Source organism: Polymorphospora sp. NPDC051019 (genome assembly GCF_040683055.1).
In the GTDB taxonomy this organism is placed as follows: Bacteria; Actinomycetota; Actinomycetes; order Mycobacteriales; family Micromonosporaceae; genus Polymorphospora; species Polymorphospora lycopeni.
In genome coordinates this window covers 50641-75833 of record NZ_JBFBCH010000008.1, presented here as the reverse complement: position 1 = coordinate 75833, position 25193 = coordinate 50641, and the positions used below count along the sequence as shown (strand labels likewise).

Annotated in this window: 21 protein-coding genes; 7 read left to right on the top strand and 14 right to left on the bottom strand. The window is 72.4% G+C overall.

The features are described from left to right. Nucleotides 1-86: 86 nt before the first annotated feature. The 6 genes from AB0M79_RS16600 to AB0M79_RS16575 all read right to left on the bottom strand — a co-directional run bounded on the left by AB0M79_RS16600 (nucleotide 87) and on the right by AB0M79_RS16575 (nucleotide 6876). The gene (locus AB0M79_RS16600; RefSeq protein WP_364213797.1) at nucleotides 87-812 is read right to left on the bottom strand and encodes a hypothetical protein; all 726 of its coding nucleotides are present in this window, start codon (nucleotides 810-812) and stop codon (nucleotides 87-89) included. A 319-nt stretch (nucleotides 813-1131) separates the two neighbouring features. Continuing rightward, nucleotides 1132-1944 carry an endonuclease/exonuclease/phosphatase family protein gene (locus tag AB0M79_RS16595; RefSeq protein ID WP_364213794.1) on the bottom strand — a complete coding sequence of 271 codons (813 nt, stop codon included), beginning with the start codon at nucleotides 1942-1944 and terminating at the stop codon, nucleotides 1132-1134. A gap of 53 nt (nucleotides 1945-1997) precedes the next feature. Further along, nucleotides 1998-3494: a phosphatase PAP2 family protein gene (locus AB0M79_RS16590; RefSeq protein WP_364213792.1), complete on the bottom strand. Its 1497-nt coding sequence runs from the start codon at nucleotides 3492-3494 to the stop codon at nucleotides 1998-2000. Nucleotides 3495-3571: 77 nt separating this feature from the next. Continuing rightward, on the bottom strand, nucleotides 3572-4603 hold the full coding sequence (locus AB0M79_RS16585) for a YihY/virulence factor BrkB family protein (RefSeq protein WP_364213789.1): 1032 nt from the start codon (nucleotides 4601-4603) through the stop codon (nucleotides 3572-3574). Then, nucleotides 4600-5583, bottom strand: coding sequence for a diacylglycerol kinase family protein (locus AB0M79_RS16580; RefSeq protein WP_364213786.1), 984 nt, complete (start codon nucleotides 5581-5583; stop codon nucleotides 4600-4602). Before AB0M79_RS16580 ends, AB0M79_RS16585 begins: the two co-directional genes overlap by 4 nt. Before the next feature lie 156 nt (nucleotides 5584-5739). Then, nucleotides 5740-6876, bottom strand: coding sequence for a S1 family peptidase (locus AB0M79_RS16575; RefSeq protein ID WP_364213783.1), 1137 nt, complete (start codon nucleotides 6874-6876; stop codon nucleotides 5740-5742). Nucleotides 6877-7250: 374 nt separating this feature from the next. On the opposite strand from AB0M79_RS16575, the gene AB0M79_RS16570 reads away from it, so the two are divergent. Beyond that, the gene (locus AB0M79_RS16570) at nucleotides 7251-9293 is read left to right on the top strand and encodes an endo-1,4-beta-xylanase (RefSeq protein ID WP_364213780.1); all 2043 of its coding nucleotides are present in this window, start codon (nucleotides 7251-7253) and stop codon (nucleotides 9291-9293) included. Nucleotides 9294-9551: 258 nt separating this feature from the next. Beyond that, a complete protein-coding gene (locus tag AB0M79_RS16565) occupies nucleotides 9552-10223 on the top strand; it encodes a DNA alkylation repair protein (protein ID WP_364213777.1) in 672 nt (223 codons plus the stop codon). Between the two features lie 83 nt (nucleotides 10224-10306). Here AB0M79_RS16565 and AB0M79_RS16560 read toward each other — a convergent pair whose 3' ends face one another. Further along, nucleotides 10307-11350, bottom strand: a complete 1044-nt coding sequence (locus tag AB0M79_RS16560; RefSeq protein WP_364213774.1) for a S1 family peptidase — start codon at nucleotides 11348-11350, stop codon at nucleotides 10307-10309. 495 nt (nucleotides 11351-11845) lie between these two features. Between AB0M79_RS16560 and AB0M79_RS16555 the strand changes: the two genes are divergently transcribed. Beyond that, nucleotides 11846-12448, top strand: a complete 603-nt coding sequence (locus AB0M79_RS16555) for a DUF998 domain-containing protein (protein ID WP_364213771.1) — start codon at nucleotides 11846-11848, stop codon at nucleotides 12446-12448. On the opposite strand, the gene AB0M79_RS16550 is transcribed toward AB0M79_RS16555, so the two are convergent. The 3 genes from AB0M79_RS16550 to AB0M79_RS16540 form a co-directional block, all read right to left on the bottom strand. Beyond that, on the bottom strand, nucleotides 12445-12741 hold the full coding sequence (locus AB0M79_RS16550) for a hypothetical protein (protein WP_364213768.1): 297 nt from the start codon (nucleotides 12739-12741) through the stop codon (nucleotides 12445-12447). The two genes, AB0M79_RS16555 and AB0M79_RS16550, sit on opposite strands and share 4 nt — an antisense overlap. A 70-nt stretch (nucleotides 12742-12811) precedes the next feature. Further along, complete coding sequence (locus tag AB0M79_RS16545) at nucleotides 12812-14038, bottom strand: MFS transporter (RefSeq protein WP_364213765.1); 1227 nt, start codon at nucleotides 14036-14038, stop codon at nucleotides 12812-12814. A 104-nt stretch (nucleotides 14039-14142) separates the two neighbouring features. Next, a complete protein-coding gene (locus AB0M79_RS16540) occupies nucleotides 14143-14856 on the bottom strand; it encodes a TetR/AcrR family transcriptional regulator C-terminal domain-containing protein (RefSeq protein ID WP_364213762.1) in 714 nt (237 codons plus the stop codon). Between the two features lie 118 nt (nucleotides 14857-14974). Between AB0M79_RS16540 and AB0M79_RS16535 the strand changes: the two genes are divergently transcribed. Further along, a complete protein-coding gene (locus AB0M79_RS16535) occupies nucleotides 14975-15958 on the top strand; it encodes an NAD(P)-dependent alcohol dehydrogenase (protein WP_364213759.1) in 984 nt (327 codons plus the stop codon). 29 nt (nucleotides 15959-15987) lie between these two features. Here the strand turns inward: AB0M79_RS16535 and AB0M79_RS16530 are convergent, their stop codons facing one another. Genes AB0M79_RS16530 through AB0M79_RS16515 form a run of 4 tightly spaced genes read right to left on the bottom strand, consistent with a single transcriptional unit; the run spans nucleotide 15988 to nucleotide 20834 of the window. After that, entirely contained in the window at nucleotides 15988-16740 is a 753-nt protein-coding gene (locus AB0M79_RS16530; protein WP_364213756.1) for a DUF6518 family protein, read from the bottom strand. 3 nt (nucleotides 16741-16743) lie between these two features. Beyond that, nucleotides 16744-17682: a hypothetical protein gene (locus AB0M79_RS16525; protein ID WP_364213753.1), complete on the bottom strand. Its 939-nt coding sequence runs from the start codon at nucleotides 17680-17682 to the stop codon at nucleotides 16744-16746. 51 nt (nucleotides 17683-17733) lie between these two features. Beyond that, nucleotides 17734-19179: an ATP-binding protein gene (locus AB0M79_RS16520; RefSeq protein WP_364213750.1), complete on the bottom strand. Its 1446-nt coding sequence runs from the start codon at nucleotides 19177-19179 to the stop codon at nucleotides 17734-17736. Continuing rightward, nucleotides 19176-20834 carry an FAD-dependent oxidoreductase gene (locus AB0M79_RS16515; protein WP_364213747.1) on the bottom strand — a complete coding sequence of 553 codons (1659 nt, stop codon included), beginning with the start codon at nucleotides 20832-20834 and terminating at the stop codon, nucleotides 19176-19178. Before AB0M79_RS16515 ends, AB0M79_RS16520 begins: the two co-directional genes overlap by 4 nt. 85 nt (nucleotides 20835-20919) lie before the next feature. On the opposite strand from AB0M79_RS16515, the gene AB0M79_RS16510 reads away from it, so the two are divergent. The 3 genes from AB0M79_RS16510 to AB0M79_RS16500 all read left to right on the top strand — a co-directional run bounded on the left by AB0M79_RS16510 (nucleotide 20920) and on the right by AB0M79_RS16500 (nucleotide 25123). Beyond that, the gene (locus AB0M79_RS16510; RefSeq protein WP_364213745.1) at nucleotides 20920-22014 is read left to right on the top strand and encodes an AI-2E family transporter; all 1095 of its coding nucleotides are present in this window, start codon (nucleotides 20920-20922) and stop codon (nucleotides 22012-22014) included. Between the two features lie 62 nt (nucleotides 22015-22076). Continuing rightward, entirely contained in the window at nucleotides 22077-24542 is a 2466-nt protein-coding gene (locus tag AB0M79_RS16505) for a phosphoketolase family protein (protein WP_364213742.1), read from the top strand. A 197-nt stretch (nucleotides 24543-24739) separates the two neighbouring features. Continuing rightward, the gene (locus AB0M79_RS16500; RefSeq protein ID WP_364213739.1) at nucleotides 24740-25123 is read left to right on the top strand and encodes a VOC family protein; all 384 of its coding nucleotides are present in this window, start codon (nucleotides 24740-24742) and stop codon (nucleotides 25121-25123) included. Nucleotides 25124-25193 lie beyond the last annotated feature (70 nt).

Here is a 25193-nt window from a genome sequence, read left to right as displayed (position 1 = left end):
GGTCAACATGCTGTTCTAGGCGTCGGCCGGCGGCCGGGGTCCCGCCCGACCGCCACACCGGTCGGCCCGGCCGGCGGACGGGCCGGTCAGCGGCCCGATCTCGGATCGGGGCGGCGCAGGCCGAGCGCGACCAGCACGCCACGGGCGGTGGCGGCGGCCGGCCGCCAGATCGTGTCGCGCACCCAGCGGCCGGCCGGGACGACGGTCGCCCGCCACAGCCAGCCGACCGCCCGCGCGACCGGCACCACCGTGTGCCGCCACAGCCACCGCAGCGCGAGCCCGACCGGTCGCAGCAGCAGCCGGTAGACGAGGCCGAGCACCACGCCGACGGCCCGCCAGGCCCAGACCACGGCCGCCCACAGCACGGCGGCGACGAGGACGACGCCCGGACGGACCGCCCGCCACCCGGCCCGCAGCCCTCGACCGATCCAGCGGGCCACGGCGAGCAGCGCCCGGCCGACGGCCCGCAGTGCCGGCCGGAACACCCGGAACAGCCACCGGATCGGCACGACCAGCAGATAGCGGCCGAGCCAGCCCAGCGGCCGCCACAGCAGGTTGACGAACAGCCAGCACAGCGGGCGCCAGACGACCCGGTCGAGGAACCAGCCGAGCGGGCGCAGCAGGTAGCGGTAGAGGAACCGGCCGACCGGGCTGAGCACGAACCGGCCGAACGCGACCAGCGCCGCCCAGCCCAGCCGCACCGGTACGACGAACACCAGGGCGAGCAGCCGGACCGGCCACCGGATCCAGGCGGGCACCTCCGGGTCGGGGGTGGCCCGGACGGGCGGGCGGGGGCTACGGCGGCGGGTCACGTCAGCACGATAGTCAGGCCGTACCAGGGTCGTGCGACCAAGATCGGATAGCCGACCGGCGGCGTCCTGCCCGCCCGACGCTCCTGTGGTGCGGCGGTGCGTGGTGATCGTTAGTTGTTCCGCTGTTGTCCGTACGGCGTGTCGAACTGCTGGGCAGCAGACGATCACAGGTGCCTCTGCTCCTGCGGTGTGCCAAGTGGTTGATGGTGGGATTTCGAGGCGCCGGTAGAGCTGAGGCGGGGACGGGTGCCTCGCGGCTTCGGCCTGTAGTGCTCGGATGCGTCGGCTCACCACTGACGAACCGACCCGCCATGCGCAGTCAGCCGACCGGGGACAGGTCGAGGTCGGCGATCACGGGATAGTGGTCGGAGGCCCATTCGGTGTCGCCGCCGGTGACGACTCGACACTCCTGGGCCATCTCCGCCACCGGTGCCGTGCCGAGGATGTAGTCCAGCCGCATGCCGGAGAACTCCGCGCCACCACCGCGCGTCGTCGGCGCCGTATGCGTCACCTCGCCCGTCCCGGCCAGGCGGAAGAGGTCGACGAACCCGGCCCGGTCGAGCGCGGCGACCGCCCGGGTATCGACCGCGCCACGGGTCAGGTGCCGCCCCCGGTACGCCGGCGGCAGGCGCTCGATCCGCTCCCGGTGGTCGGTCCACGGGTCGAGCGAGTTGAGGTCGCCCATCAGCAGCACCATCGGGACCCCACCGGTCCCCCGCCGGGGGCGGGCCGGCGCGGTGAGCCAGCCGGCCTCACGCAGCCGCCACCCGCCGGAGTACGGCTGGAGGTGGGTGCCGAGTACGGTCAGCGGGCCGCGGTCGGTGGCGACGGTGACCCGGGCGGCGGCGTGGTGGAACGGCCGGTGCACCGAACCGGCCGCCACGATCCGGGCCGGCGGGCGGACCAGGACCGCGACCGGCTGGCCGGACACCGACCGGGCCAGGTGCCCGGTCATCCCCCAACTCTCGGCCAGCCCGGCGAGCCGGCGCCGGTCGAAGCCGCGCAGTTCCTGCAGGGCGAGCAGGTCGGGACGTATCCGGTCGACGACGGCCGCGACCCCGGCGAGCCGGGACTGGTCGGCGCCGTCGTACCCGCCGGTCCTGATGTTGTAGGTCATCGCCCGCACGGCCATGCCTCCACCGTCGCACGCCGGCCCGGCCCGGGTCCCCCGACCCGCGCGCCGCGCTAGCGGCTGCCGGCGGTCTCCAGTTCGGCGGAGACGGTGTCGTCGTCGGGCAGGGTCGCCGGCTCGTTGCCGGCGTGCACGTCGGCGTTGGGGCGGACCACCCAGTAGAGCAGCCCGATCCACAGCCCGGTCAGCAGCATCGCGCCGACGAAGTCGCTCGGGTGGTGCATGCCCCGGTACATCCGCGACACCGCGACCCCGACCGGCATGATCACGGCGGCGGCCACCGCGAGCCAGCGCAGCACCCGGCCCGTACGCGGCCAGACCAGCACGGCGATGGCGACCCACAGGCACATGGTCGCGGCGATGTGGCCGGACGGGAACGACGCCGTCGGCATCGGGCCGTCGAGGTTCTCCACCGGCGGCCGGGGCCGGTCGACGGCGCGGGCGGTGGCGAGGAAGAGGGTCAGCTCGCCGAACATGGTCAGGGCCACGAAGACCACCGGCCGCCAGCGCCGCCAGACGGCGAGCACCAGCGGGCAGAAGACCAGCGAGACGAGCAGGATGGCGTGGGTGTCGCCGGCCTTGCTCCACCAGTGGCTGAAGTCGTCGAGTGCCGGGGTGCGGTGGTCGGCGAACCACTGCGGGACGGCGGTGTCGATCCGGTCGACGAAGGTGTCGTCGGCGTGGTAGCTGACCAGCATCCCGAACCCGAACAGGACACCGAAGACCAGCACCCAGCCGGTGATGATCTCGGCGATGCCCAGCCGGGCCTTCGGCAGGATCTTCTCCTCGTCGGGGGCGGGGGCGATCTCGTGTGCCGCCTCGGGTTCGAGGCCCTCGATCAGGTGCGGCACCCGCTGGCCGACCTCCAGTCGCCACAACCGGAAGGCGTACGCGGTGACGCCGAGCCAGGCCAGCCCGAGCAGCCAGCCGGCGATCACGTCACTGACGAAGTGCACACCCAGCGCGACGCGGGTGAACCCGATCAGGAAGACGACGGTGGCCACGACCGCGATCGCCGGCCGGCGCCAGCGCGGCGCCAGCGCGGGCAGGAAGACCAGCAGCAGCGCGCCGTACGCGACGATGGAGCCGAGCGCGTGTCCACTGGGGAAGCTGTTGCCGGCCGAGCCGGCGAGCGTCACCTCGACGGCGGGACGCAGCCGGCCGACGAGCAGTTTCAGGGCCGGGTCGAGGAACAGGGCGCCGGCACCGGCGACCACCAGGTAGATCGCCAGCCGGGGCTGGCGGCGGATGAGCAGGCCGACGACGGCCACCGAGACCAGCCAGAGCATGATCGGCCGGCCGCCGAGGTCGGTGATCGCCCGCAGTACGGTGACCAGCGGCCCCTGCTCGGAGATGACCCGGTTGAGTTCGGCGGCGGTGCCGTGGTCGAGGTCGTACAGCGGTCCGAACTCGACCCGGACCAGCATCAGCAGCAACCCGAACCCGAGTCCGCAGCCGACGACGAGGAGCAGCCCGGCGAGGCTGCGACCGGCGAAGTGTTCCAGCGGCCGTAACGGGACCCGCCTGGTCGGTTCGAGTTCGGTGCCCACGCCTACCTCCCTGGGATGCCTGGCAGCCCGATACCCGATCGGGCCGCCCGGTACACCGGGGGCACATCGACGTGCGCCTAAGGGGTGGTCGTTTCGACCGGCCGCTGCCCGTCCGGCCGATCACGGTCGGGCCGATCACGGTCGGGCTGGTCGCGGTCGGGTTCCCAGCGGTCGGGGTGGGCCGGGTCCGGGGAGCCGACCCGCAACGCCTCCAGTTGGGCGGCGAACGACAGGCCGAGGAACAGCGCGATCCCGGTCAGGTTGGCCCACAGCAGCAGCGCCATCATGCCGGTCAGGGCGCCGTACGTCTGACCGAACGCGTCGCTGACCCGCACGTAGACGCCGAGCAGGGCGCTGGCCAGCCACCACAGGGCGGTGGCGAGGCCGGCGCCGAAGAACAGCCAGGACAGGCCGGGCTGGCGGCGGCGTGGCGCGTAGCGGAACAGGGCCGCGACGGCGACGACGATCAGCACCAGGCTCAGCGGCCAGCGGACCACGTTCCAGACCGTGTTGGCGAGTTCGCCCCAGGCGTAGTGGCGCTGCACCGAGTCGCCGAAAGCCCGCCCGGCGACCAGGACCAGGAAGCCGGCCAGGGCGGGCAGCTCGGCGCCGACGGCGAGGGTGGCGGCGCGGACGTACTTGCGCAGCGCCGGCCGGTCGCGTTCGACGCCGTAGATCCGGTTGGCGCCGCGTTCGATCTGCGCCATCGCGGTGGTGAGGGCGAACAGGCCGGTGAACATGCCCAGGGTGAGGGCGACCTCGCCGACGTCCTCGGTGCGGTCGTCGTCGGTGAGCAGCTCGCGGACCATCTCGACGCTGGCGCCCGGGGTCAGCGCGGTCACCGTGTCGGCGACGACCTGCCCGCCGGACTCGACGCCGAGGTCGGTGATCAGGCCGGCGAGGGCGATCAGGAACGGCACCACGGCCAGGCACAGTTGCAGGGCCAGGGCGCGGGAGTGGCTGAACCCGTCGCCGTAGCGGAACCGGATGAACGCGTCGCGCAGCAGGTGCCAGCCGCCGTGCCGGCGCAGCGTGTGCCAGGCGTCGTCGGCCGACAGTTCCTCGTCGGCCATGCACCGCGTCTCGGGTACGAGCCGGGTGCTGCTCACCGCCGGTCCTGGGCCCGTTCGACGAGTTTCTCGCCGCGCTCGCCGGCGGCGTCGGCGTCGACGGTCAGGTCGGGGGCGTCCTCCGGGCGGGGTACGCACAGCCACAGCGCCGCCGGCCGGACGGTGGCCTCGAGGGTGCGGCCGGGTTCGATCAGGTCTCCGTCGAGTTCGCGGGGCTGCTCGCGGTTGCTGGTGATCGACACCTGCCGGCCGCGGTAGACCTGCATCCTGGGCACCCGGCCCCGGCGGCGGACCAGCGCCCAGCCCATCGCGAGCCAGTGCCGGATGGTGCGCGGGGTCAGCACGGCGACGTCGAGCAGCCCGTCGTCGGGTTCGGCGTTCGGCAGCAGGGTGACACCGCCCTGGAGCCGGCCGACGTTGGCGACCAGTACGGTGCGGGCCCGGGTCCGTACCGGTGGCCGGTCGTCGACGCGGATCTGCACCCGCATCGGGCGGTCCCGCAGGTGCCGGGCCGCGCCGACGACGTACGCCGGCCAGCCGATGCGGGCCTTGGTCTTCTCCGAGGTGGCGGCGAGCATCTTCGCGTCGAATCCCATGCCGGCCATCACCACGAAGTAGCGGTCGCCGAGCTGGCCGACGTCGAGCTGGCGCAGGCCACGCTCGACGGCGACCTCGATGCCGGCGGCGAGGTCGGTCGACAGGCCGAGGTTGGCCGCGAGCAGGTTGCCGGTGCCGGCCGGCAGGATGGCCAGGGCCACGTCGGTGCCGACGAGCCCGGCGACGCAGGACATCACGGTGCCGTCGCCGCCGCAGGCGAAGACGACCTCGACGCCGGCTTCGACGGCCTGCCGGGTCTGGCCCTCGCCGGGGTCGTCGACGGTGGTCTCCAGCCACATCGGTTCGGCCCAGCCGGCCCGCGCCAGCGCGCCGTCGACGGTGGCGCGCAGTTCGTCCAGGTCGGCGACCTTGGCCGGGTTGACCACGACCGCGGAGCGTACCGCCTCAGTTCGCCGGTTCACGGCGCCAGTGTGCAGCACGCGGCGCCGGCCGGCGAGCGGAAGCGGCGGTGACGATGCCCGCACCGGAAACCGGTTTCGCCGCGCCCGCAACGGGGGACGACAACGGCACGGGGCCGGCACGCCATGGCGTGCCGGCCCCTCTGCGCGGTGTTGCGGTTATGAGGTGACCAGGGTCAGGCCGTAGGCGCTGAGGATCTCGCGCAGCGGCTGGAAGAACGTGGTGCCGCCGGTGGTGCAGTTGCCGGAGCCGCCGGACGTCACGCCCTGGGCCTGGTTGCCGCTGAGCCACGAGCCGCCGGAGTCGCCGCCCTGGGCGCAGGCGTTGGTGCGGGTGAGGCCGCCGACCGTGCCCTGCGGGTAGCTCACCGTCTGGTTCTTGGCCTGGACGGTGCCGCAGCGCCATCCGGTGGTGGAGCCGGAGCGGCAGATCGAGGCGCCGACGGCGGACTCGGTCGAGCCGCGCACCGCGACGTTGGTGCCGTTGTAGCGGTTGACGATGCCGCGCGGGGTCCAGTTGCTGTTGGTACGGACCCAGCCGTAGTCGTTGCCGGGGAACGAGGAGCCGGCGATGGTGCCCATCGCGACCCGGTTGTAGCCACTGACCGCCTGGCCGGCCCGGCCGCAGTGGCCGGCGGTGACGAAGCCGCCGACGACGGAGAAGCCGACCGAGCAGCGCCCGGTGCCGATGTAGTAGGCGTCGCCGCCGCGTACGTCGTAGTAGGGCTGCGGAGCCTGGGCGGTGGCGTCGACGCGTACCCGGTCGGCCTTGACGCCGCTGGCCGCGACGAAGCCGGCCGCCTCGGCGGCGGCGCCGGGCAACGCCTCCACGACGACGGTGTTGGTGGTGACGTCGACGTACCAGCCGGTGACCGACTTCGGCGCTCCGGTGCCGTGCGCGTCGAGGCCGTCCTTGACCGCGGTCAGCGCGGCCTCGCTGGCGGCGACGACGCGCGGGGTGGCGCCGGCGGCGCGGACCCGCTCGGCCGCGGCGGCGTCGGTGACGCCGACGACGACCTCGTTGCCGGCGGCGAGCCAGGTGCCGCCGTAGCTGGCGCCGAGCGTGCCGCGCAGCGACTGCTCGGTGCGGGCGGCCTTGGCGTCGGCGGCGAGCCTGGCCTCGGCCTGCGGGGCGGTGAGGCCGAGGTCGCGCTGCATGGCGGCGAGGATCTCGACCGAGACCGCGTCCGCGGCGGGGGCGTCGACCGGCGCGGCGAGCGCGGGTTGGTGGAGGGTGGCCAGGAAGCCGGCGGCGAGTACGCCGGCCGCCGCGGCCGAGGCGATCTTGCGAGGCATTGACGGGTCCCTTCGTCGGGGGTGAGGAATGCACGCAGCACCGTTTCCGCTGGCCGGAGCGGTGTTGCGACGCCGTCAGGTGCCATAAACGTAGACCGAATCAATCGATGCGAATACATATGTTTCGCGTCATACGATCATCGCCGGCCGGTGCCGGCGGGACATTGACGCGGCACCGCCGACCCCCATAGCATCGATCTCCATCGTGGCGGCTCGACGTGCGTGAGCACCGGCCGCGTGCCCCGGGAGCCGGCACGCGGCACCGAGCCCCTCCACGGCATGCCCGGGCCATGCCGGACTCCACCGCGCACTGAGCACGCCCGGGCAGCCGTGCCGGACCGCGCGCACCCGCACCGACCCAGAAAGGCCACCACATGCGCGCATTACGGATGCGCCGGGCGACGTACGCCCCGATCGGCTTCCTGGCACTGGCGCTCACCGCCTCACTCGCCGTCGCCGTACCGCTGGTCACCGCCCCGCAGGCGCAGGCCAGCAGCCCACTCGTCGTCCTCGGCGACGACTTCGAGGACGGCACCAGCCAGGGCTGGACACCCCGCGCCGACGAGACCGTCGCCTCCAGCACCGCCACCGCCCACGCCGGCACCCGCAGCCTCGCCGTCACCGGCCGTACCCGAAGCTGGGAGGGCCCGGTCCGCGACCTGCTCGACGTCGTCGAACTCGGCACCCGCTACACCCTGTCGGTCTGGGTCCGGCTCGCCGCCGGCGAACCGTCCACACAGGCCAGACTGAGCGTCGAACGCCGTACCGACGGCACCCCGACCTACGACCAGGTGGTCGGCAACACCGCGGTCACCTCCGGCGGCTGGGTCAACCTGCGCGGGCAGTACACCCTGGCGACCGACGTCGAGTTCCTCACCACCTACGTCGAGACCGCCAGCGGCACCGCCTCCTTCCACATCGACGACTTCCTCCTGACCGCCGAACCGAGCCTGCCGATCCAGACCGACATCCCGCCGGTCAAGGACGTCGTCGACGAGTTCCCGGTCGGTGCCGCCGTCGGCCCGGCACAACTCATCGGCAACCACGCCCAGCTGCTGCGCCGGCACTTCAACTCGGTCACCGCCGGCAACGCGATGAAGTGGGACGCCACCCAACCCACCGAGGGGACCTTCCGGTTCACCGACGCCGACCGCATCGTCGCCTTCGCCCGGACGAACGGCATGGAGGTACGCGGCCACACCCTGGTCTGGCACCAGCAGACCCCGGACTGGGTGTTCAAGGACGCCGCCGGCAACGACATGACCGCCACCCCGGCCAACAAGGCCCTGCTGCTGTCCCGCCTGGAGGACCACATCCGCGGCGTCGCCGGCCACTACGCCGGCGACATCAGCGCCTGGGACGTCGTCAACGAGGTCATCGACGAGAACCAGTCCGACGGGATGCGGCGCAGCCGCTGGTTCGAGATCACCGGCCTGGACTACATCCGGACCGCCTTCCGCGTGGCCCGCCAGGTCGACCCGACCGCCAAGCTCTACATCAACGACTACAACACCAACGTGCCGAGCAAGCGCGACAAGCTCTACAACCTCGTCGCCCAACTCAAGGCCGAGGGCGTGCCGGTCGACGGCGTCGGCCACCAGATGCACGTCAACATCGACTGGCCGTCGATCAGCGAGACCGAGGCGATGCTGACCAAGTTCGTCCCGCTCGGCGTCGACCAGCAGATCACCGAGATGGACATCAGCATCTACACCAACAACTCCGAGTCGTTCCCGACCCCGCCCCGCGACCGGCTGCTCAAGCAGGCCTACCGCTACCGCGACCTGTTCGACCTCTACCGGCGCTACGCCAGCGAGATCACCTCGGTGACGCTGTGGGGCCTCGCCGACGACGACACCTGGCTCGACACGTTCCCGGTCACCCGTAACGACGCCCCGCTGCTGTTCGACGAGCGGCTGCAGGCCAAGCCGGCGTACTGGGGCGTGGTCGACCCCTCGAAGATCGAGACGACGCCGAGCCCGACGCCGACGACTCCCCCGCCCACCACGCCCCCGCCGACGACTCCGCCGCCCACGACCCCTCCGCCGACGACTCCTCCGCCCACGACGCCCCCGCCGACCACCGGACCGCCGCCCGGCACCATCTGCCAGGTGACGTACGCGGTCGCCGGGCAGTGGCCCGGCGGCTTCCAGGGCGACGTACGGCTCACCGTGACCGGCGCCCCGGTCAACGGCTGGACGCTGCGCTGGACGTTCGGCGGCGGCCAGCAGATCAGCCAGGCATGGGGCGGCAACCACACCCAGAGCGGCGCGAACGTGGCCGTGACGAACGCCGCCTGGAACGGCACCATCACCCCCGGCACGCCCGTCAACATCGGGTTCCTGGCGAACTGGACCGGCAGCAATCCGGCCCCGACCGCCTTCACCCTCAACAATCTGCCCTGCACCACCGGCTGACCGCCCCGGTGCCGGCCCGCGAGATCGCGGGCCGGCACCGGCAGGTCACGCCGACGGCCGGGATACGTCGTAGAGCAGGTGCGTCACCCGGTCGCCCGCACGACACGGGCGGGATCGTCGAGAGAGACGACGTCACCGGCGCCCGCCGCGCCGAGAAACGGGCGACCCGGCAGCCACCGCCGCTCCGCTCGCTGATCGCCTGGTTCGCCGTGCCTCCTCGTAGGCTGCACCTCGACACCTGACGGACGGGAGGCTGAGGTGACCGGGACGACGGTGGCCGAGGTGATGGCCGAGTTGGCCGCGCTCGAAGACCCGAGGGCACGCGAGGTGAACGAGAGACACGGCGACGACCACGGGGTGAATCTCGGCATGCTGCGCGCGCTCGCGAAGCGGCTGAAGACCCAGCAGGACCTCGCCCGCCAACTCTGGGCGACGAACGACACCGCGGCGCGCCTGCTGGCACTCCTGATCTGCCGCCCGAAGGCGTTCGAGCGTGCCGAACTGGACGTGATGTTGCGCGAGGCGCGCACCCCCAAGGTACGCGACTGGCTCGTGAACTACGTGGTGAAGAAGAGCCCGTACGCCGAAGAACTGCGCCTGGCGTGGTCCGCCGATCCGGATCCGGTGGTCGCGAGCGCCGGCTGGGCGCTGACCACCGAACGCGTGGCGAAGAAACCCGAGGGCCTCGACCTCTCGGGCCTGCTCGACGTCATCGAGGCGCAGATGAAGGACGCCCCGGACCGCCTGCAGTGGGCGATGAACCACTGCCTGGCCCAGATCGGGATCGAGCACCCCGGGCACCGCACCCGCGCGATCGACATCGGCGAGCGCCTGGAGGTGCTCAAGGACTACCCGACCCCCCGCAACTGCACGTCTCCGTTCGCACCCATCTGGATCGGTGAGATGGTGCGCCGGCAGCACGACAGGTAGGTCGGACCGCACCGGCATCAGGTCGGAAGAACAGCCCGGACCGGCATGCCGGTTCGTCGACACGCCGGTCCGGAAGGTGGTTGCTAGTAGATCCGCGCCCCGTACGCCGCGAGCGCCTCGGTCACGGGCTGGTGGTAGGCGCGGTTCGACCCGCCGCACCCGCCCGTGCTGCCCGAGTGGATGCCGATGGCCGAGTTGTTCGCGAACACCGCGCCGCCGCTGTCGCCGCCGGCCGAGCAGATCGTCGTCTGGATCAGGCCGTACACCGAGCCCTGCGGGTAGTTGACGGTGACGTTGACGCCGGTGACCCGGCCGCGGCGCAGGCCACTGGTGCTGCCGGACAGGCCGACGGTCTCGCCGACCACCGCGTTGCGGGCCGAGGAGATGTCGCGGCGGGTGCCGTCGTACATGTTGACGTCGCCGACCGGGCGGACGGTGGCCCGGACCAGGCCGTAGTCGTTGCCGGGGAAGCTGGTGCCGGCCCGTACGCCGATGTGGGTGGTGCGCGCCGCGTTGGCGTAGAAGTTGGTGTCGAGGTTCGTGCAGTGGCCGGCGGTGAGGAAGTGGTGGACGCTGCCGATGGCCACCGCGAACGCCATGGAGCAGCGCGAGCCGCCCATGTAGATGGCGTCGCCGCCGCCGATCTCGGGGGCGATGCGGCCGGGCACGGTCTCCAGCCGGGCGGCGCCGCCGAGCGCGCGTACCGCCTTTTCGAGTTGCTCCTTGCGGGCGCCGGTGACGGTGCTGTCGGCCTGGACGAGCACCTGGTTGGTCGCGGGGTCGACCTGCCAGGCCGTTCCCGGCACGGCGGCGGTCCGGTCGAGTTGGGCGGTGGCGGCGCGCAGGGTGGCGGCGCTGCGGGTGACGACGCGGGCCTCGGCGCCGGCGGCGCGGACGGTCTCGGCGGCCGCGGCGTCGGTGACGGTGACGACGAGCCGTCCGGCGGCGTCGTGGTAGGCGCCCGCGCTGCGGTCGCCGAGCCGGCCCTGGAGGGCGAGGGCCAGCTTGGCGGTGGCGTCCGCGCGGTCGGCGGACGCCACCTGGGCCGGCGCGGCGCCGGCCGGGGCGACGGGCATGACGACGACGGGTACGGCCAGCAGGAGGGCAGCCAGAATTGCTTTGCGCATGGGTTCTCCCGGTGGGGCGGAGGAAAGATCTGGCAACCATGCAACCATCGGCCGCCGCAATCGTAAACCCATTGGCGGATGCTAATAGAATTATCAGATCCCACGCCCCGACGGCGACCCTGCCGGCGTCCCACTGTCATGGGCAGCCGTTGCCCCGCACGGTGAGCACGCGGCATGCACCGGACCCTGCCGTACGGCAGCCTCGTCGGCAGGGGGCACCGCCCCGAATGGGCTCGACCGGCGCCTCGAACCCGATTATGGGGCTCACGGAATTTGGAATTCCCCACCCACGACGGTCCGCCGCCCACGCAATTCCTCACCGCTCGTTCGCACACAACGGCCCTGGAAAAGAAACTGTCGCCGAGGTGATCGACCTACGAGAGTCGGCTTCCCCCACACGCCCGCTCCATGACCATCGGCACTGTGCCGGCCGGCAACTCAGCCGATGTACTGGAACCGCCGGAGAGTCCGGCACGCAGCGGAAAGAAGGACCGCGTGGTCTTTTGGGCAGGCGCCGCCGGAGCGGCGCTGTTCGTGCTGGTGTTCCTCGTCGACGGCTGGAGCCGGCCGAACTACGCGCCCGTACGCCACCCGGTCAGCGCCCTGGCGCTCGGCGGGCGGGGCTGGATCCAGACCGCGAACTTCGTCGTCTCCGGCTCCGCGATCACGGTTGGTGCGCTCGGAGTGGTGTTCCAGGGGCCGAGCATCCTGCTCGGTGTGGTCATGGCCGTCTTCGGGCTTGCTCTCGTCGCGTCCGGGGTGTTCCGGATGGATCCGATGCTCGGATATCCGCCGGGCGCCCCCGACGGGATACCCGGGGAGCACAGCACCCAGCACCGACTCCACGATCACGCCGGGGCCGTCGTCTTCCTGTCGCTGCCCCTCGCCGCGGCCATCGGCGCGTTCACGCTGCCCGGGACGCCCTGGCGGATCGTCTCGGGCTGTCTCGCCGTCGCCCTGTTCCTCGGATTCGGCCGGTTCGGCTCGGCGTGGGAGGCGGTGTCACCACGCCTCGGCCTCATCCAGCGCGCCGTCATCATCCCGGGATGGGGCTGGCTCGCCGCACTCTTCACCGCACTGGCGCTCGGACTGCACTAGCCGGGCGTCGGGTCGGCCCCGACGTCCTCCACATCAACCGCGTTCACCCGTTCTCCGGTGTCGGACAGGCGCAGGTAAGCCGCGTGGTGCGCGTCTAACCGCCGTAGGACCCCGGTGACCATGCTGACGGCACGGGCGCGCGGGACCGATTCGTCGACCTCGACGTCGAGGTTGCTGCCCAGAACTCCTCCGCCGGCCCCGACGACCTCGAAGCCGTCCAACTCGTCCAGGGCGTCCTCGATGTCGTCCCGATCGCATGGGAGTTCGTCGGTGAAGTAGATGTCGATGTACACCTGACCATCCTCGCCTGCCGCGTCGGGCACTGGTTGGCCTCCGCCCGGTCACCGATCCGGTCCACGCCGTTCAGCCCGGTGCGCGTTCGGTTCCCGCATCCGCCGACGCGGCCCCGGCGGCTTCGCGGCCGGAACGGCGCCGGGCGGCCAGGAAGATCGGCAGGGAGAGCAGTTGTGCGCCGGCCGCGAACACCACCAGCGCGAGGTGGGACCGTTCGTAGAGCAGGCCCGCCGCCACCGCGCCGATCAGCCAGCCCACCCCGTACCCCGCGTAGTAGAGGCCGAACGCCAGGTTGCGGCGTCCCCGGGGCAGGACACCGGCGACGAGGGCGGTGAGCAGGCTGTCCTGGGTCGCCTGCCCGATGCCCCAGAGCGCCATCCCGACGAGCGCGAGGTGCACCGGCAGGAGGAACACGAACGGCGAGAACGCGGCGGTGGCGACCACGGCCACGAGCACCACGGGCAGGCCGACGCGGTCGTAGAGCCGGCCGAGGCCGAGGCTGGCCAGCGCGCCGATGCCGGTGGCCAGGGCGAGGAAGAGCGGCACACTGTCGCGGGTCACCCCGCTTCTCGCCAGGTGAAACGAGATCAGCTCGAAGTTCATCAGGCCCGCCGCGAAGCACGCCCCGGCCGCCAGGTAGAGCCAGTACGACCGGGTGAACCCCTCGGTCGGCACCGGCTGGCGTCGCGGTTCGATCGTGGCGGGCGTGGGAAACCGCATCCGCGCGATCGTCAGCGTGATCAGCGCCAGCACGGCCGGGACGACGAGCAGCGCGTACGCCGTCCGGAACGTCGCCGCGAGAAGGAGCGCTCCGGCGACGACCAGCGGGCCGAGTGTGCGCCCCGTGTGGTCCAGTGCCGTGTTCACCCCGTAGATCCACCCCCGGCCGTACCGGCTGGTGGTGTAGGACAGCATGGCCTGGACGAGCGGCTTGCGTATCCCGCGCCCGATGCCCTGCAACAGGATCAGCGCCGCGGCGACCTGCCAGTATCCGGCGAGGGCCAGCGCCGGTACGGCCAGCAGGTTGAGGCCGTAGCCCACGAAGACCAGTGGCCAGCGCCGGCGTATCCGGTCGGCGAAGTAACCGGAGACACCACGGGTGAGGTAGTTCAGGAACTCGCTGAGCCCGCCGACGATGCTGATCACGGCGGCGCCGGCGCCGACCGACGCGAGGAACAGTCCGTTCATGCTCGCGCCGCCGGAGTAGGCGGTGTCGCCGAAGAGGTCGACCAGCCCCATGAGGAGGACGAACCTGAACGCCGTCGCCCCTGACGAGGCACGACCCGCGCTGTTCACCACGCCTCACCTCACCCGACCATTCGGAGCCTAGGCGGGAGGACGATCAGCGTCGGCGAAACCGGAGGAGAGGACCGGGGCGGCGGCCGGTGCGGGCGACCGGGTCAGCGGGGTCGGTGCGACGATCTCCAGCCCTGCTGTTGCAGTCGTTCGATGCCGTCGAGCAGCAGGTCGAGCGCGAACTCGAACTCGAACTGGTCGTCGCAGCCCTGCCCGACGACCGACTCGTCGTCGTGGGAGGCCGCCGTGGCGATCTCGGCGAGGTGCGGGAAACGGGCCGCGACCTCCGGCGGCATGGGTGCCGGCGGTTCGGGGTCGGTGGCGCCGGACCGGCCGGCGTTTCGGGAGGCGTCGAACAGCTCCTGGCTGAAGCCCAGCATCCGGCTGCCCATCGCGTGCATCACGTGGTGGGCGAGGTCGGCGGACAGGCCGGTCCGCAACGTCGCGACCATCGCGTCGAGGTAGGCGAGGATGGCCGGCGTCGCCATGTTCCGCGCCTCGATCGCGAGGACCGCCCAGGGGTGGCGCAGCAGCACCTGCCGCGCCGAGAGGATCCGGCCGCGGATGGTGGGTTTCCAGTCGGCGCCGGCCACCGGCGGGTCGATCTCGCCGACGACCACGTCGATCATGCCGTCGAGCAGCTCGTCCTTGTTGGCCACGTGCTTGTAGAGGGCCATCGGTACGACGCCCAACTCCTGGGCGAGGTTGCGCATGCTGAGGGACTCGATCCCGGCCTCGTCGGCGAGCGCGACGGCGGCGCGCAGGACGCGGTCCCTGCTCAGCGGCGTCCGACGCAGCGTCTCGACCTGCTCAGCCATCCTCGGTCCTCGTCTTCCGGCGGCGGTTTGAACCATAACCGCCTTGACAGGTGTACGGCGTACACCTACCTTAATTCCAAGAGGTGTACGCCGTACACCCACAGGAGGAGAGAACAAGATGAAAGCGATCGTCCAAGACCGGTACGGCTCCCCGGACACCCTCACGCTCGCCGACGTCGACACCCCGACGCCCGCCCCCGACGAGGTACTCGTGCGGGTCGAGGCCGCCGCCCTCAACGCGTACGACTGGCACGCCATGCGCGGCGACCCCCGCATGGCCCGGCTCGCCATGGGCCGGTCGCGCCCCCGGGCCCGCATCCGCGGCCGCGACTTCGCCGGCCAGGTCGAAGCCGTCGGGAGCGACGTCCGAAACGTACGCCCCGGCGACGCCGTCTTCGGCGACCTCGGCGACGCCAACGGCGCGTTCGCCGAATACGTGTGCGTGCCCGAGACCCTGGTCGCACCCAAGCCGGCCAACCTGACGCCGCGGCAGGCCGCCGCCCTGCCGCTGGCCGGCGTCACCGCGCTGATGGGGCTGCGCGACGCGGGGCAAGTCCAGCCCGGCCAGCACGTCCTCGTCAACGGCGCCTCCGGCGGCGTCGGCACCCTGGCCGTCCAACTGGCCAAGACAATGGGCGCGACCGTGACCGCGGTGTGCAGCACCCGCAACGTCGACCTGGTCCGCTCCCTGGGCGCCGACCACGTCGTCGACTACACCCGCGACGACTTCAGCCGCGGCGCCCGCCGCCACGACGTGGTCTTCGACCTGGTCGGAAACCGCTCACTCACCGCACTCCGGCGGGCGCTGACCCCGACCGGGACGCTGGTGCTCTCCGGCGGCGGCGTCTACCGCGGCGGCAGCCTCCTCGGACCCGTCTGGCTCCTCACCCGCGGGCAACTGCTGGCCCCGTTCGTCCGGCACCGCATCGTCAACCTCGCCACCGCACCCGGCCGGCAACACCTCGACACGCTCCGCGCCCACGCCGAGGCCGGCCACCTCACCCCGGTGATCGACCGCACCTACCCGCTCCACGAGGTACCCGAGGCCATCCGGTACCTCGAAAGCGAACACGCACGGGCGAAAGTGGTCATCACCATCTGAGATGGCGGGCACGGAACAGGTCAGCCGGGCTATAACACCATCCGGGCGGAGTCCACGAGATGCCAGGACAGGATGCCGGCGGCGACCGACGCCGACGCGGTCACCGGGAACACCCACCACGAGATGCTCCGCCGGCGGAGCCACACCAGCACGCAAACCGCCACGACGGCCAGACACACCTGCGTGCCGGCGGACAGCAGCCGGTCCAACTGCCACGGGTCGAACGGCCCGCCCCAGACGACGACGATCTGGAAGATCGCGTACGCGCCCTCGCCGGACAGCAGGCCGAGCGCGGTCCCGGACGCGACCGAGGCGAACCGGGCGCTGCCACGTCGGACGGCCTGCCCCAGCCAGCCCATGACCACGCCCGCGCCGACGGACGCGACGAGCCAGAACGCCGTCGCCCGTGCCACGGAGACGAGTCCGGGCAGCGCCAGCACGGCACCCTCCACTCCGGACGCCTGGACCCCGGCGAGCCAGCGTCGGCTGACGAAGAGGATGAGGGCGTAGTAGGTGACGGTGGACAGGGCGAGGACACCGACACCGACGACGGCCGCCGACCGGTGGCTCCACGCGAGGTAGCCGACGACCAGGGCGACGAGCCCCCACGCCGAGCCGGAACTCACCAGCGGCGTGAGGAACCGCGCCACCTCGATCGGCACCACGTCGGCGACGAACGCCGCCACCCCGAGCGTGACACCCGCGAGGGCGTAGAACAGCGCCGCGCGGCGCAGGGCGGCCCTGTTCCCGGCCGCCACGTCGATGAGGTGCCCCGACGGCATCGGCTACCCCGTCCCGGTGACGGTGGCCGGTGCCACCAGGGTGCGGCGGCCGGAAACGCAGCCGAGCGCGATCAACGCGGCACCGGCGAACTGCCACAGCGCCCACGCCGGGAACGGGATGCCGGTGCCGGGCAGGGCGACGAGATAGTTCCGGTAGACGGCGCTGCTCCGCACGTCGTACACCCGGTGGTCGAACCACCAAGTGTCCATGGCGGCGGCGGACATCGTCAGCGCCGCCGCGGCGAGCAACACCAGGCCGCCGCCCAGCGACAGCCTCGCGGTGCGGCGGGCCGGCCAGCGCCCGGCCAGGGCATGACCGGCCGTGACCACGGCGGCCAGCGCGGCGAGCAGCCCGGGCAGCGCCACGGCGACCAACTGGGCGGGCCGGTCGGTGTCGACGGGCCGTATCCGGGTGCCGACCTCGACGGCGACGTATCCGATGACCAGGGCCGCGCCCACGCCCGCGATCAGGATCGCCGGTGCCGGCCACCGCCGGCTCTTCGCCGCAGTGTCGGGCGGCGCACCGGTGTCGGGCGTCGCACCGGATGGCGCGGCAGCCCGCGTGTGCACCACCACGGCGGCGATCAGCAGGGCGAGGGCCAGCAGCGACTGCCAGCTGTCACCCAGGCCGTCGACGAAGGCGCCGACGTCGGTGGCGGCATCGGCGGCGTCCGGGGCCGGTGCGAGAAACTGGAGTCCGACGCCGGGTCGCGGTGCGGTGGCCCAGTTCCAGGCGGCGTCCAGCACCAGCACCAGCAGGCCGGCGAGCAGGAGCCGGACCGCCGGCCGCCGGCTACCGGCACCGGTGCCGACGTACGCCGCCAGCAGTGCCCAGGCAAGGGTGTCCGCGCCGGGCAGCAGCGGCGAGAACGTGACGAGGCCGACCAGTTGGGCGACCGCGCACAGTACGTACCCGACAAGCAACCATCCCCGTACGGTCACCGCGCGATGATGCCACATCGGACAGACGCGCGGCTCCCACCGGACCGCGGCTCAGTCGGCGGTCAGCGGCAGCAGCACCTGGAAGCGGGTGTCGCCGGGCGCCGACTCCACCCGGATGTCGCCGTGGTGCTTCTTGACCACGATCCGGTATGAGATGTCCAGGCCGAGACCGGTCCCCTCCCCCACCGGTTTCGTGGTGAAGAACGGTTCGAAGATGCGCGGGCGTACGTCGGCGGGAATGCCCGCACCGGTGTCACCGACCTCGACGCAGAGCCACTCGTCGACCCGGACGGTCCGCAGGGTCAGGGTGCCGCCGGTGTCCCGCATCGCGCCGAGCGCGTTGTCGATCAGGTTGGTCCAGACCTGGTTCAGCTCGGCGGCGTACGCCGGGATGGCCGGTAGCGTGCGGTCGTAGTGTTTCTCGACGCGTACGCCGTCGGGCAGTTTGGCGTTGAACATCACCAGGGTGGCGTCGAGCAGTTCGTGCACGTCGACCGTCTGGTGCGGGGCGCGGTCGAGCTGGGAGTACTGCTTGGCCGCCGAGACCAGCGTCGAGATCCGGGTCACGGCGTCCTCGATCTCGCCCATCAGCAGTTCGGTCTCGATGGTGTACGTCAGCCAGCGGACGGCGGCCTCGAGGTTGTCGGCGCCGACGGCGTCGGTGATCTGGTCGAGCCAGGGGGTGTCGACCCCGCCGGCGACGAGGGTGGGTGCGAGGTCCCAGCCGCCGGTGATGTCGTGGTCGTCGAGCCAGTCCGACAGTTCGTCCTCGGCGTCGCTGATCGCCAGCGGCGTGCGGGCCGGGACGTCGGCGGCCCGTTTGACCGCCTCGTCCTGCAACTCGACGAGCCGGTGCAGTTGCCGCCCGTCGAGCCGGCCGTCGGCGATCATGGCGAGTTTCTGCCGCATGCCGGCGACCCGGCCACGCAGCACCGACGTGGCGCGTACGGCCGCGGCGGCCGGGTTGTTCAGCTCGTGGGTCAGGCCGGCCGACAGCTGGCCGAGGGCGAGCAGGCGTTCCCGCTCCCCGACCGTGTTCTGGGCCGCCCGCATCCCGTAGAACAGGCCCTCCAGCAGGTGCATCGCCATCGGGAACCACTCGCGCATGACCTCGGCGAACGTCTGCGCCGGCAGCACGAAGAACTCGGCGTCGGTCAGCGCGGTCAGCGAGTTGCGGTACGTCTGCGGCACCCGGTCGCCGAGGTACGCCTGGGTGGCGCCGCCGTACACGCCGCGCTGGTCGGTGCGGGTCACCTCGACGTCGTCGCCACGGACCCGGCCGCTCAGCGCGATCGTGCCGCTCAGCAGCACGTAGAAGCAGGTGGCGTCGTCGCCCTCGGCCCAGACGGTGGCGCCGGCCGGGTGCGACTCGACCCGGCCCTGCCCGCTCAGGAAACTCAACTGCTCGTCGTCGAGGCGCTCGAACAGGAACAGCGTCCGCAGCTCTTCGACGCGCAGCGTCGGCAGGTCCGCCCCGCCCGGCACCGGCGCGGTCACTGGGCGGCCAGGTAGCGGTGGACCAGGGACACGGCCATCGCGCCCTCGCCGACGGCCGACGCGACCCGTTTGACCGACTCGGCGCGTACGTCGCCGGCGGCGAACACGCCGGGCACACTCGCCTCCAGGTGGTAGGGGTCGCGGGGCAGCGCCCAGCCCGGTGGCCGCCCGCCGCCGGCCATCAGGTCCGGGCCGGTCAGCACGAAACCGCGCGGGTCGCGCCGCACGGCGCCGTCGAGCCATTCGGTGCGCGGCTCGGCGCCGATGAAGATGAACAGCCACGACGTGTCGACCGTGCGGGTCCGCCCGTCGCGGGTGTCGCGCAGTTCGAGCCGTTCGAGATGGTCGTCGCCGGAGCCGCCGACGACCTCGGTGAACGGGTGCACCTCGATGTTGTCGATCCCCTGGATCTGCTCGATCAGGTACTGCGACATCGACCGCCGCAGGTCGCCGCCACGGATCAGCATGTGCACCCGGCCGGCGTACCGGGAGAAGTGGACCGCGGCCTGCCCGGCGGAGTTGGCACCGCCGACGACGTAGACGTCGGCGCCGGCGCAGCTCGGCGCCTCGGTGGTCGCCGAACCGTAGAAGACGCCCTGGCCGGTGAGTTCGCCGAGGCCGGGTGCCGCCAGCCGGCGGTAGGCGACGCCGGTGGCGAGCACGACGGTGTGCGCGGCGATCGAGGTGCCGTCGGCGAACCGCAGCACCTTCGCCGAACCGGCCGCCTCCAGCCCGACGACGTCGCGGGCGCTGAGCAGCTCGGTGCCGAACTTCAGCGCCTGCCGGCGGGCCCGCTCGGTGAGCTGGGAACCGGACACCCCGTCGGGAAAGCCCAGGTAGTTCTCGATCCGGCTGCTCTGGCCGGCCTGGCCACCGGTGGCCCGCCGCTCGACCAGCATGGTGCGCAGCCCCTCGGACGCGCCGTAGACGGCGGCGCCGAGCCCGGCCGGTCCGCCGCCGACCACGACGAGGTCGTAGAAGTCGGCGGCCGGGGTGGTGCTCAGGCCGATCTGCGCGGCCAGGTCAGCCTCGGACGGCATCACCAGCGACTTGCCGTCCGGTGTCACCACCAGCGGTACGTCGCTCGCGGTCACCCCGGCGGCGGTCAGCAGCTGGCCGCCCTCGGGCTCGTCGGCGAGCAGCCACCTGAACGGCACGAGGTTGCGGGCCAGGAAGTCGCGTACGGCGAACGACGGCGCCGACCAGCGGTGCCCGACGACCCGCATCTCCGTGATCGCCGGATCGGGTGTCGCCTGCCAGGCGTCGAGCAGGGTGTCGAGCACCGGGTAGAGCTTCTCCTCCGGCGGGTGCCAGGGTTTGAGCAGGTAGTGGTCGAGGTCGACGACGTTGATCGCGTCGATGGCGGCGTTGGTGTCGGCGTACGCGGTCAGCAGCACCCGGCGGGCGCGGGGGAAGAGGTCCATCGCGGCCTCGAGGAACTCGATACCGTTCATCGCCGGCATCCGGTAGTCGGCGAGCAGGACCGCGACCTGCTCGCCGCGCAACCTGATCTCACGCAGCGCGTCGAGGGCCTCGGCACCGGAAGCGGCCCGCACGACGCGGTAGCGGTCGCCGTACCGCCGCCGCACGTCGCGGGCCACCGCCCGGGACACGGCCGGGTCGTCGTCGACGGTGAGGATCGCCGGGTTCGCCATGCGGTAATCAAAGCACCTTCCCGGTTACCGGCAGGCTACGGACCACGGCGGGCATCAGGGCGCCCGGCGCGGGTAGTCGCAGCCCGTGGCGCCAGACGCGTGGCACGACGTACGCCGCACCGCCCGCCGGACCCTGACGGTGCTCGGCCTGGTGCTGGCCGGCGCGCTCGGGCTGCTGCTGATCTACGCGACCCGCCGGATCCTGGTCTGGATCCTGGTCGCGGTCTTCTTCGCGGTGGCGCTGAACCCGGCGGTCGACTGGCTGCAGAAGCGCGTGCCCCGCTGCCGGCGCTGGCTGGCCACGCTGGTGGTGTTCCTGGCCGTGTTCGCCCTGCTGGGCGGCCTCGGTGCGCTGTTCGTGGTGCCGCTGGCGCAGCAGGGCGCGCGGATCGTCGACGAGCTGCCCCGGTTCGTGGAGCAGGTGCAGTCCGGTGACGGGCCGGTCGGCCGGCTCGCCGAGCGCTACCACATCGTCGAGCAGGTACGCGCCAACGTCGAGCCGCTGCGCGGCCACGTCACGGAACTCGGCGGCCCGACGGTGGCGATCGCCCGGGGCGCCGCGATCACGGTCGCCGCGATCGTGACGATCTTCGTGTTGTCGTACCTGATGGTCCTGCAGGCCCCGAAGGTGACCGGCGGCCTGCTCGGGCTGCTGCCCGAGCGCCGGGCGCGCCGGGCCCGCCGGCTCGGGCACGAGTGCGCCCGTACGATCACCGGCTACCTCACCGGCAACCTGCTGATCAGTGTGATCGCGGGTACGGCGACGTTCATCGTGCTGACCGTCCTCGGCGTCCCGTTCGCGCCGCTGATCGCCCTGTTCGTCGGCATCACCGACCTGATCCCGCTGGTCGGCGCCACGATCGGGGCGGTGGTGGCGGTGCTGGCCGGGTTCACCCAGTCGGTGACCGTGGGCATCGTCCTGATCGTCTTCTTCGTCGTCTACCAGCAGGTGGAGAACCACCTGCTCCAGCCGGTGATCTTCGCCCGTACGGTGAAGCTGAACCCGCTGACGGTGCTGATCTCGATCCTGGTCGGGGTGGAGCTGGCCGGGATCGCCGGGGCGCTGCTCGCCATCCCGGTCGCCGCCATGATCCAGATCATCGTCCGGGACCTCTGGGCGGTGCACCGCGCCCGCCGGATCGCGGCCGCCGGCGACGCCGGACCGGCGCCGGACGGCTGACCGCACGGCGCATCCGGGCGTTCGGCATGCGGGGTACGGCGGGAGCCGGCAGGCTCGCAGGGGTGGACACCGCGCTCGAACTCGCCGGCCCGCTGACCCACGACGAGCTGCGCCGGCTCGACGCCTACTGGCGGGCCGCCAACTACCTGACGGTCGGGCAGATCTACCTGCTGGACAACCCACTGCTGCGCGAGCCGCTACGCCCCGAGCACGTCAAACCCCGGCTGCTCGGCCACTGGGGCACCAGCCCGGGGCTGAACCTGATCTACGTACACCTGAACCGGGCGATCGTCGCCCGCGACCTGAACATGATCTACGTGGCCGGGCCCGGGCACGGTGGCCCGGCGGTCGTCGCCAACACCTGGCTGGAGGGCACCTACAGCGAGCTGTACCCGTCGGTCGGCCGCGACGAGGACGGCATGCGGCGGCTCTTCCGGCAGTTCTCGTTCCCCGGCGGCATCCCCAGCCACGTCGCGTCGGAGGTGCCCGGCTCGATCCACGAGGGCGGCGAGCTGGGCTACTCGCTGTCGCACGCGTACGGGGCGGTGATGGACGACCCGGACCTGGTGGTGGCGTGCGTGATCGGCGACGGTGAGGCGGAGACCGGTCCGCTGGCCGGTAGCTGGCTGTCGAACATGTTCGTCGACCCGGCCCGCGACGGGGCGGTGCTGCCGATCCTGCACCTCAACGGCTTCAAGATCGCCAACCCGGCGGTGCTGGACCGCATCCCGACCGACGACCTGCTGTCGATGATGCGCGGGTACGGCTACCAGCCGTACCTCGTCGAGGGCGACGACCCGGCCCGGGTGCACCAGGAGCTCGCCGGCACCCTCGACGTCGCCCTGGACGCGATCGCCGCCATCCAGGCCCGCGCCCGCGGCACAGCCGCCAACCAGGCCCGCGCCCGCGGCACAGCCGCCAACCAGGCCCGCGCCCGCGGCCACGCCGGGGCCGAACCCTCCCCCGACGGCCACCCCGGGCACCGGCCCCGCTGGCCGATGATCATTCTCCGTACGCCGAAGGGCTGGTCCGGACCACGGGAGGCCGACGGGCACCGCGTCGAGGGCACCTTCCACGCCCACCAGGTGCCGCTCGCGGTGTCCCGGGGCAACCCCGAACACCTGGCCCGGCTGGAGCAGTGGCTGCGCTCGTACCGGCCGGAGGAACTCTTCGACGCCACCGGTGCCCCGGCCCGCGACCTGGACCGGCTCGTACCGGCCGGGGACCGGCGGATGAGCGCCAACCCGGTCACCAACGGCGGCCTGCTCTTGCGCGACCTGGCCCTGCCCGACTTCCGCGCGTACGCCGTCACCGTCGACCGGCCCGGCGGCCCCGACGCCTCGGCGACCGGGGTGCTCGGCAACTGGCTGCGCGACGTGATCGCCGCCAACCCGGACCGGTTCCGTCTCTTCGGCCCCGACGAGGTCGAGTCCAACAAGCTCGACGCCGCGTTCGAGGTCACCGACCGGGCGTTCGTCGGCCGGATCACCCCCGACGACCAGGATCTCGCCCCCGGCGGGCGGGTGCTGGAGGTGCTGTCGGAGCACCTGTGCCAGGGCTGGCTGGAGGGCTACCTGCTGACCGGCCGGCACGGCGTCTTCACCAGCTACGAGGCGTTCATCCACATCGTCGACTCCATGGTCAACCAGCACCTCAAGTGGTTGAAGGTGACCCGGAACATCCCGTGGCGGCGGCCGATCGCCTCGCTCAACTACCTGCTGTCCAGCCACGTGTGGCGGCAGGACCACAACGGCTTCTCCCACCAGGACCCCGGCTTCATCGACCACGTCGTCAACAAGAAGGCCGAGGTGGTCCGGGTCTACCTGCCGCCGGACGCCAACACCCTGCTGTCCACTATGGATCACTGCTTGCGCAGCCGGCACTATGTCAACGTCGTCGTCGCCGGCAAGCAGTCCGGGCCGAGCTGGCTCGGCATCACCGACGCCATCCTGCACTGCCAACGCGGCCTCGGCGTCTGGGACTGGGCCGGCACCCGCACCGGCGAGGAACCCGACGTCGTCCTCGCCTGCGCCGGCGACGTACCGACCCTGGAGACCCTGGCCGCCGCCGCCCTGCTCCGCGAACACCTGCCGGACCTGCGGGTACGCGTCGTCAACGTCGTCGACCTGATGCGCCTGCAGCCCGACACCGAACACCCGCACGGCCTGCCCGACGCCCAGTTCGACGCCATCTTCACCCGCGACCGGCCGGTCATCTTCGCCTACCACGGCTATCCGTGGCTGATCCACCGGCTGACGTACCGGCGTACCAACCACGCCAACCTGCACGTGCGCGGCTACAAGGAGGAGGGCACCACGACCACCCCGTTCGACATGGTCATGCTCAACGACCTGGACCGCTTCCACCTGGTCACCGACGTCATCGACCGGGTGCCGGGGCTGGGCGGGCGGGCCGCGTCGGTACGGCAGAGGATGGTCGACGCCCGCGTCGCGTGCCGCGCCCACACCCGCGAGTACGGCGAGGACCACCCCCGCATCACCGGCTGGCGCTGGCCCGCCCCCGCCTGATCCGCTGATCCGCCTGGTCGCCCGATCCGCCTGATCCGCGTGATCAGGGAATAAGTCGCGCGTGTCGTCGGCGGGTCGGACTCTCCACTCCCTGATCACGCGGATCATGGCCGGGTCGGCGCGCCGGGTCGGCGCGCCGGGATTCCGCGGAACGGGCCGCCGGGGCCGGCGGGGCGGTGGCTGTTAGCGTGCCGGTCATGCATCGCAGCCGCCTGTACGGCGTGTTCGTCGACTCACCCCGTGCCGAGGCCGACGCCACCGTCTCCTTCTGGAGCGCCGCCCTGGGCGTGACACCCGAGCGGCCGGCCGACGACGAATACACCGTGCTGCCCGGCGCCGCCGGCCACGAGCTGGCGTTCGAGGTGCAGGCCGTCGACGACGCCCCGCGCTACCACCTCGACATCGAGACCGACGACGTGGCCGCCGAGGTGGCCCGGCTGACCGCGCTCGGCGCCAAAGAGGAGGCGCGGCACGACGGCTGGACCATCCTGCGCGCGCCCGGCGGCCACCTGCTGTGCGTCGTACCCGTGCAGAGCGACCGGCCGTTCTTCTACCGCCACGCCCGCACCTTCGACTCCTGAGCACGTACCACCGGCTCGAAGATCCGCGTGATCAGGGAGTGGAGACCACGACCCGCCGGCGACCCGCGCG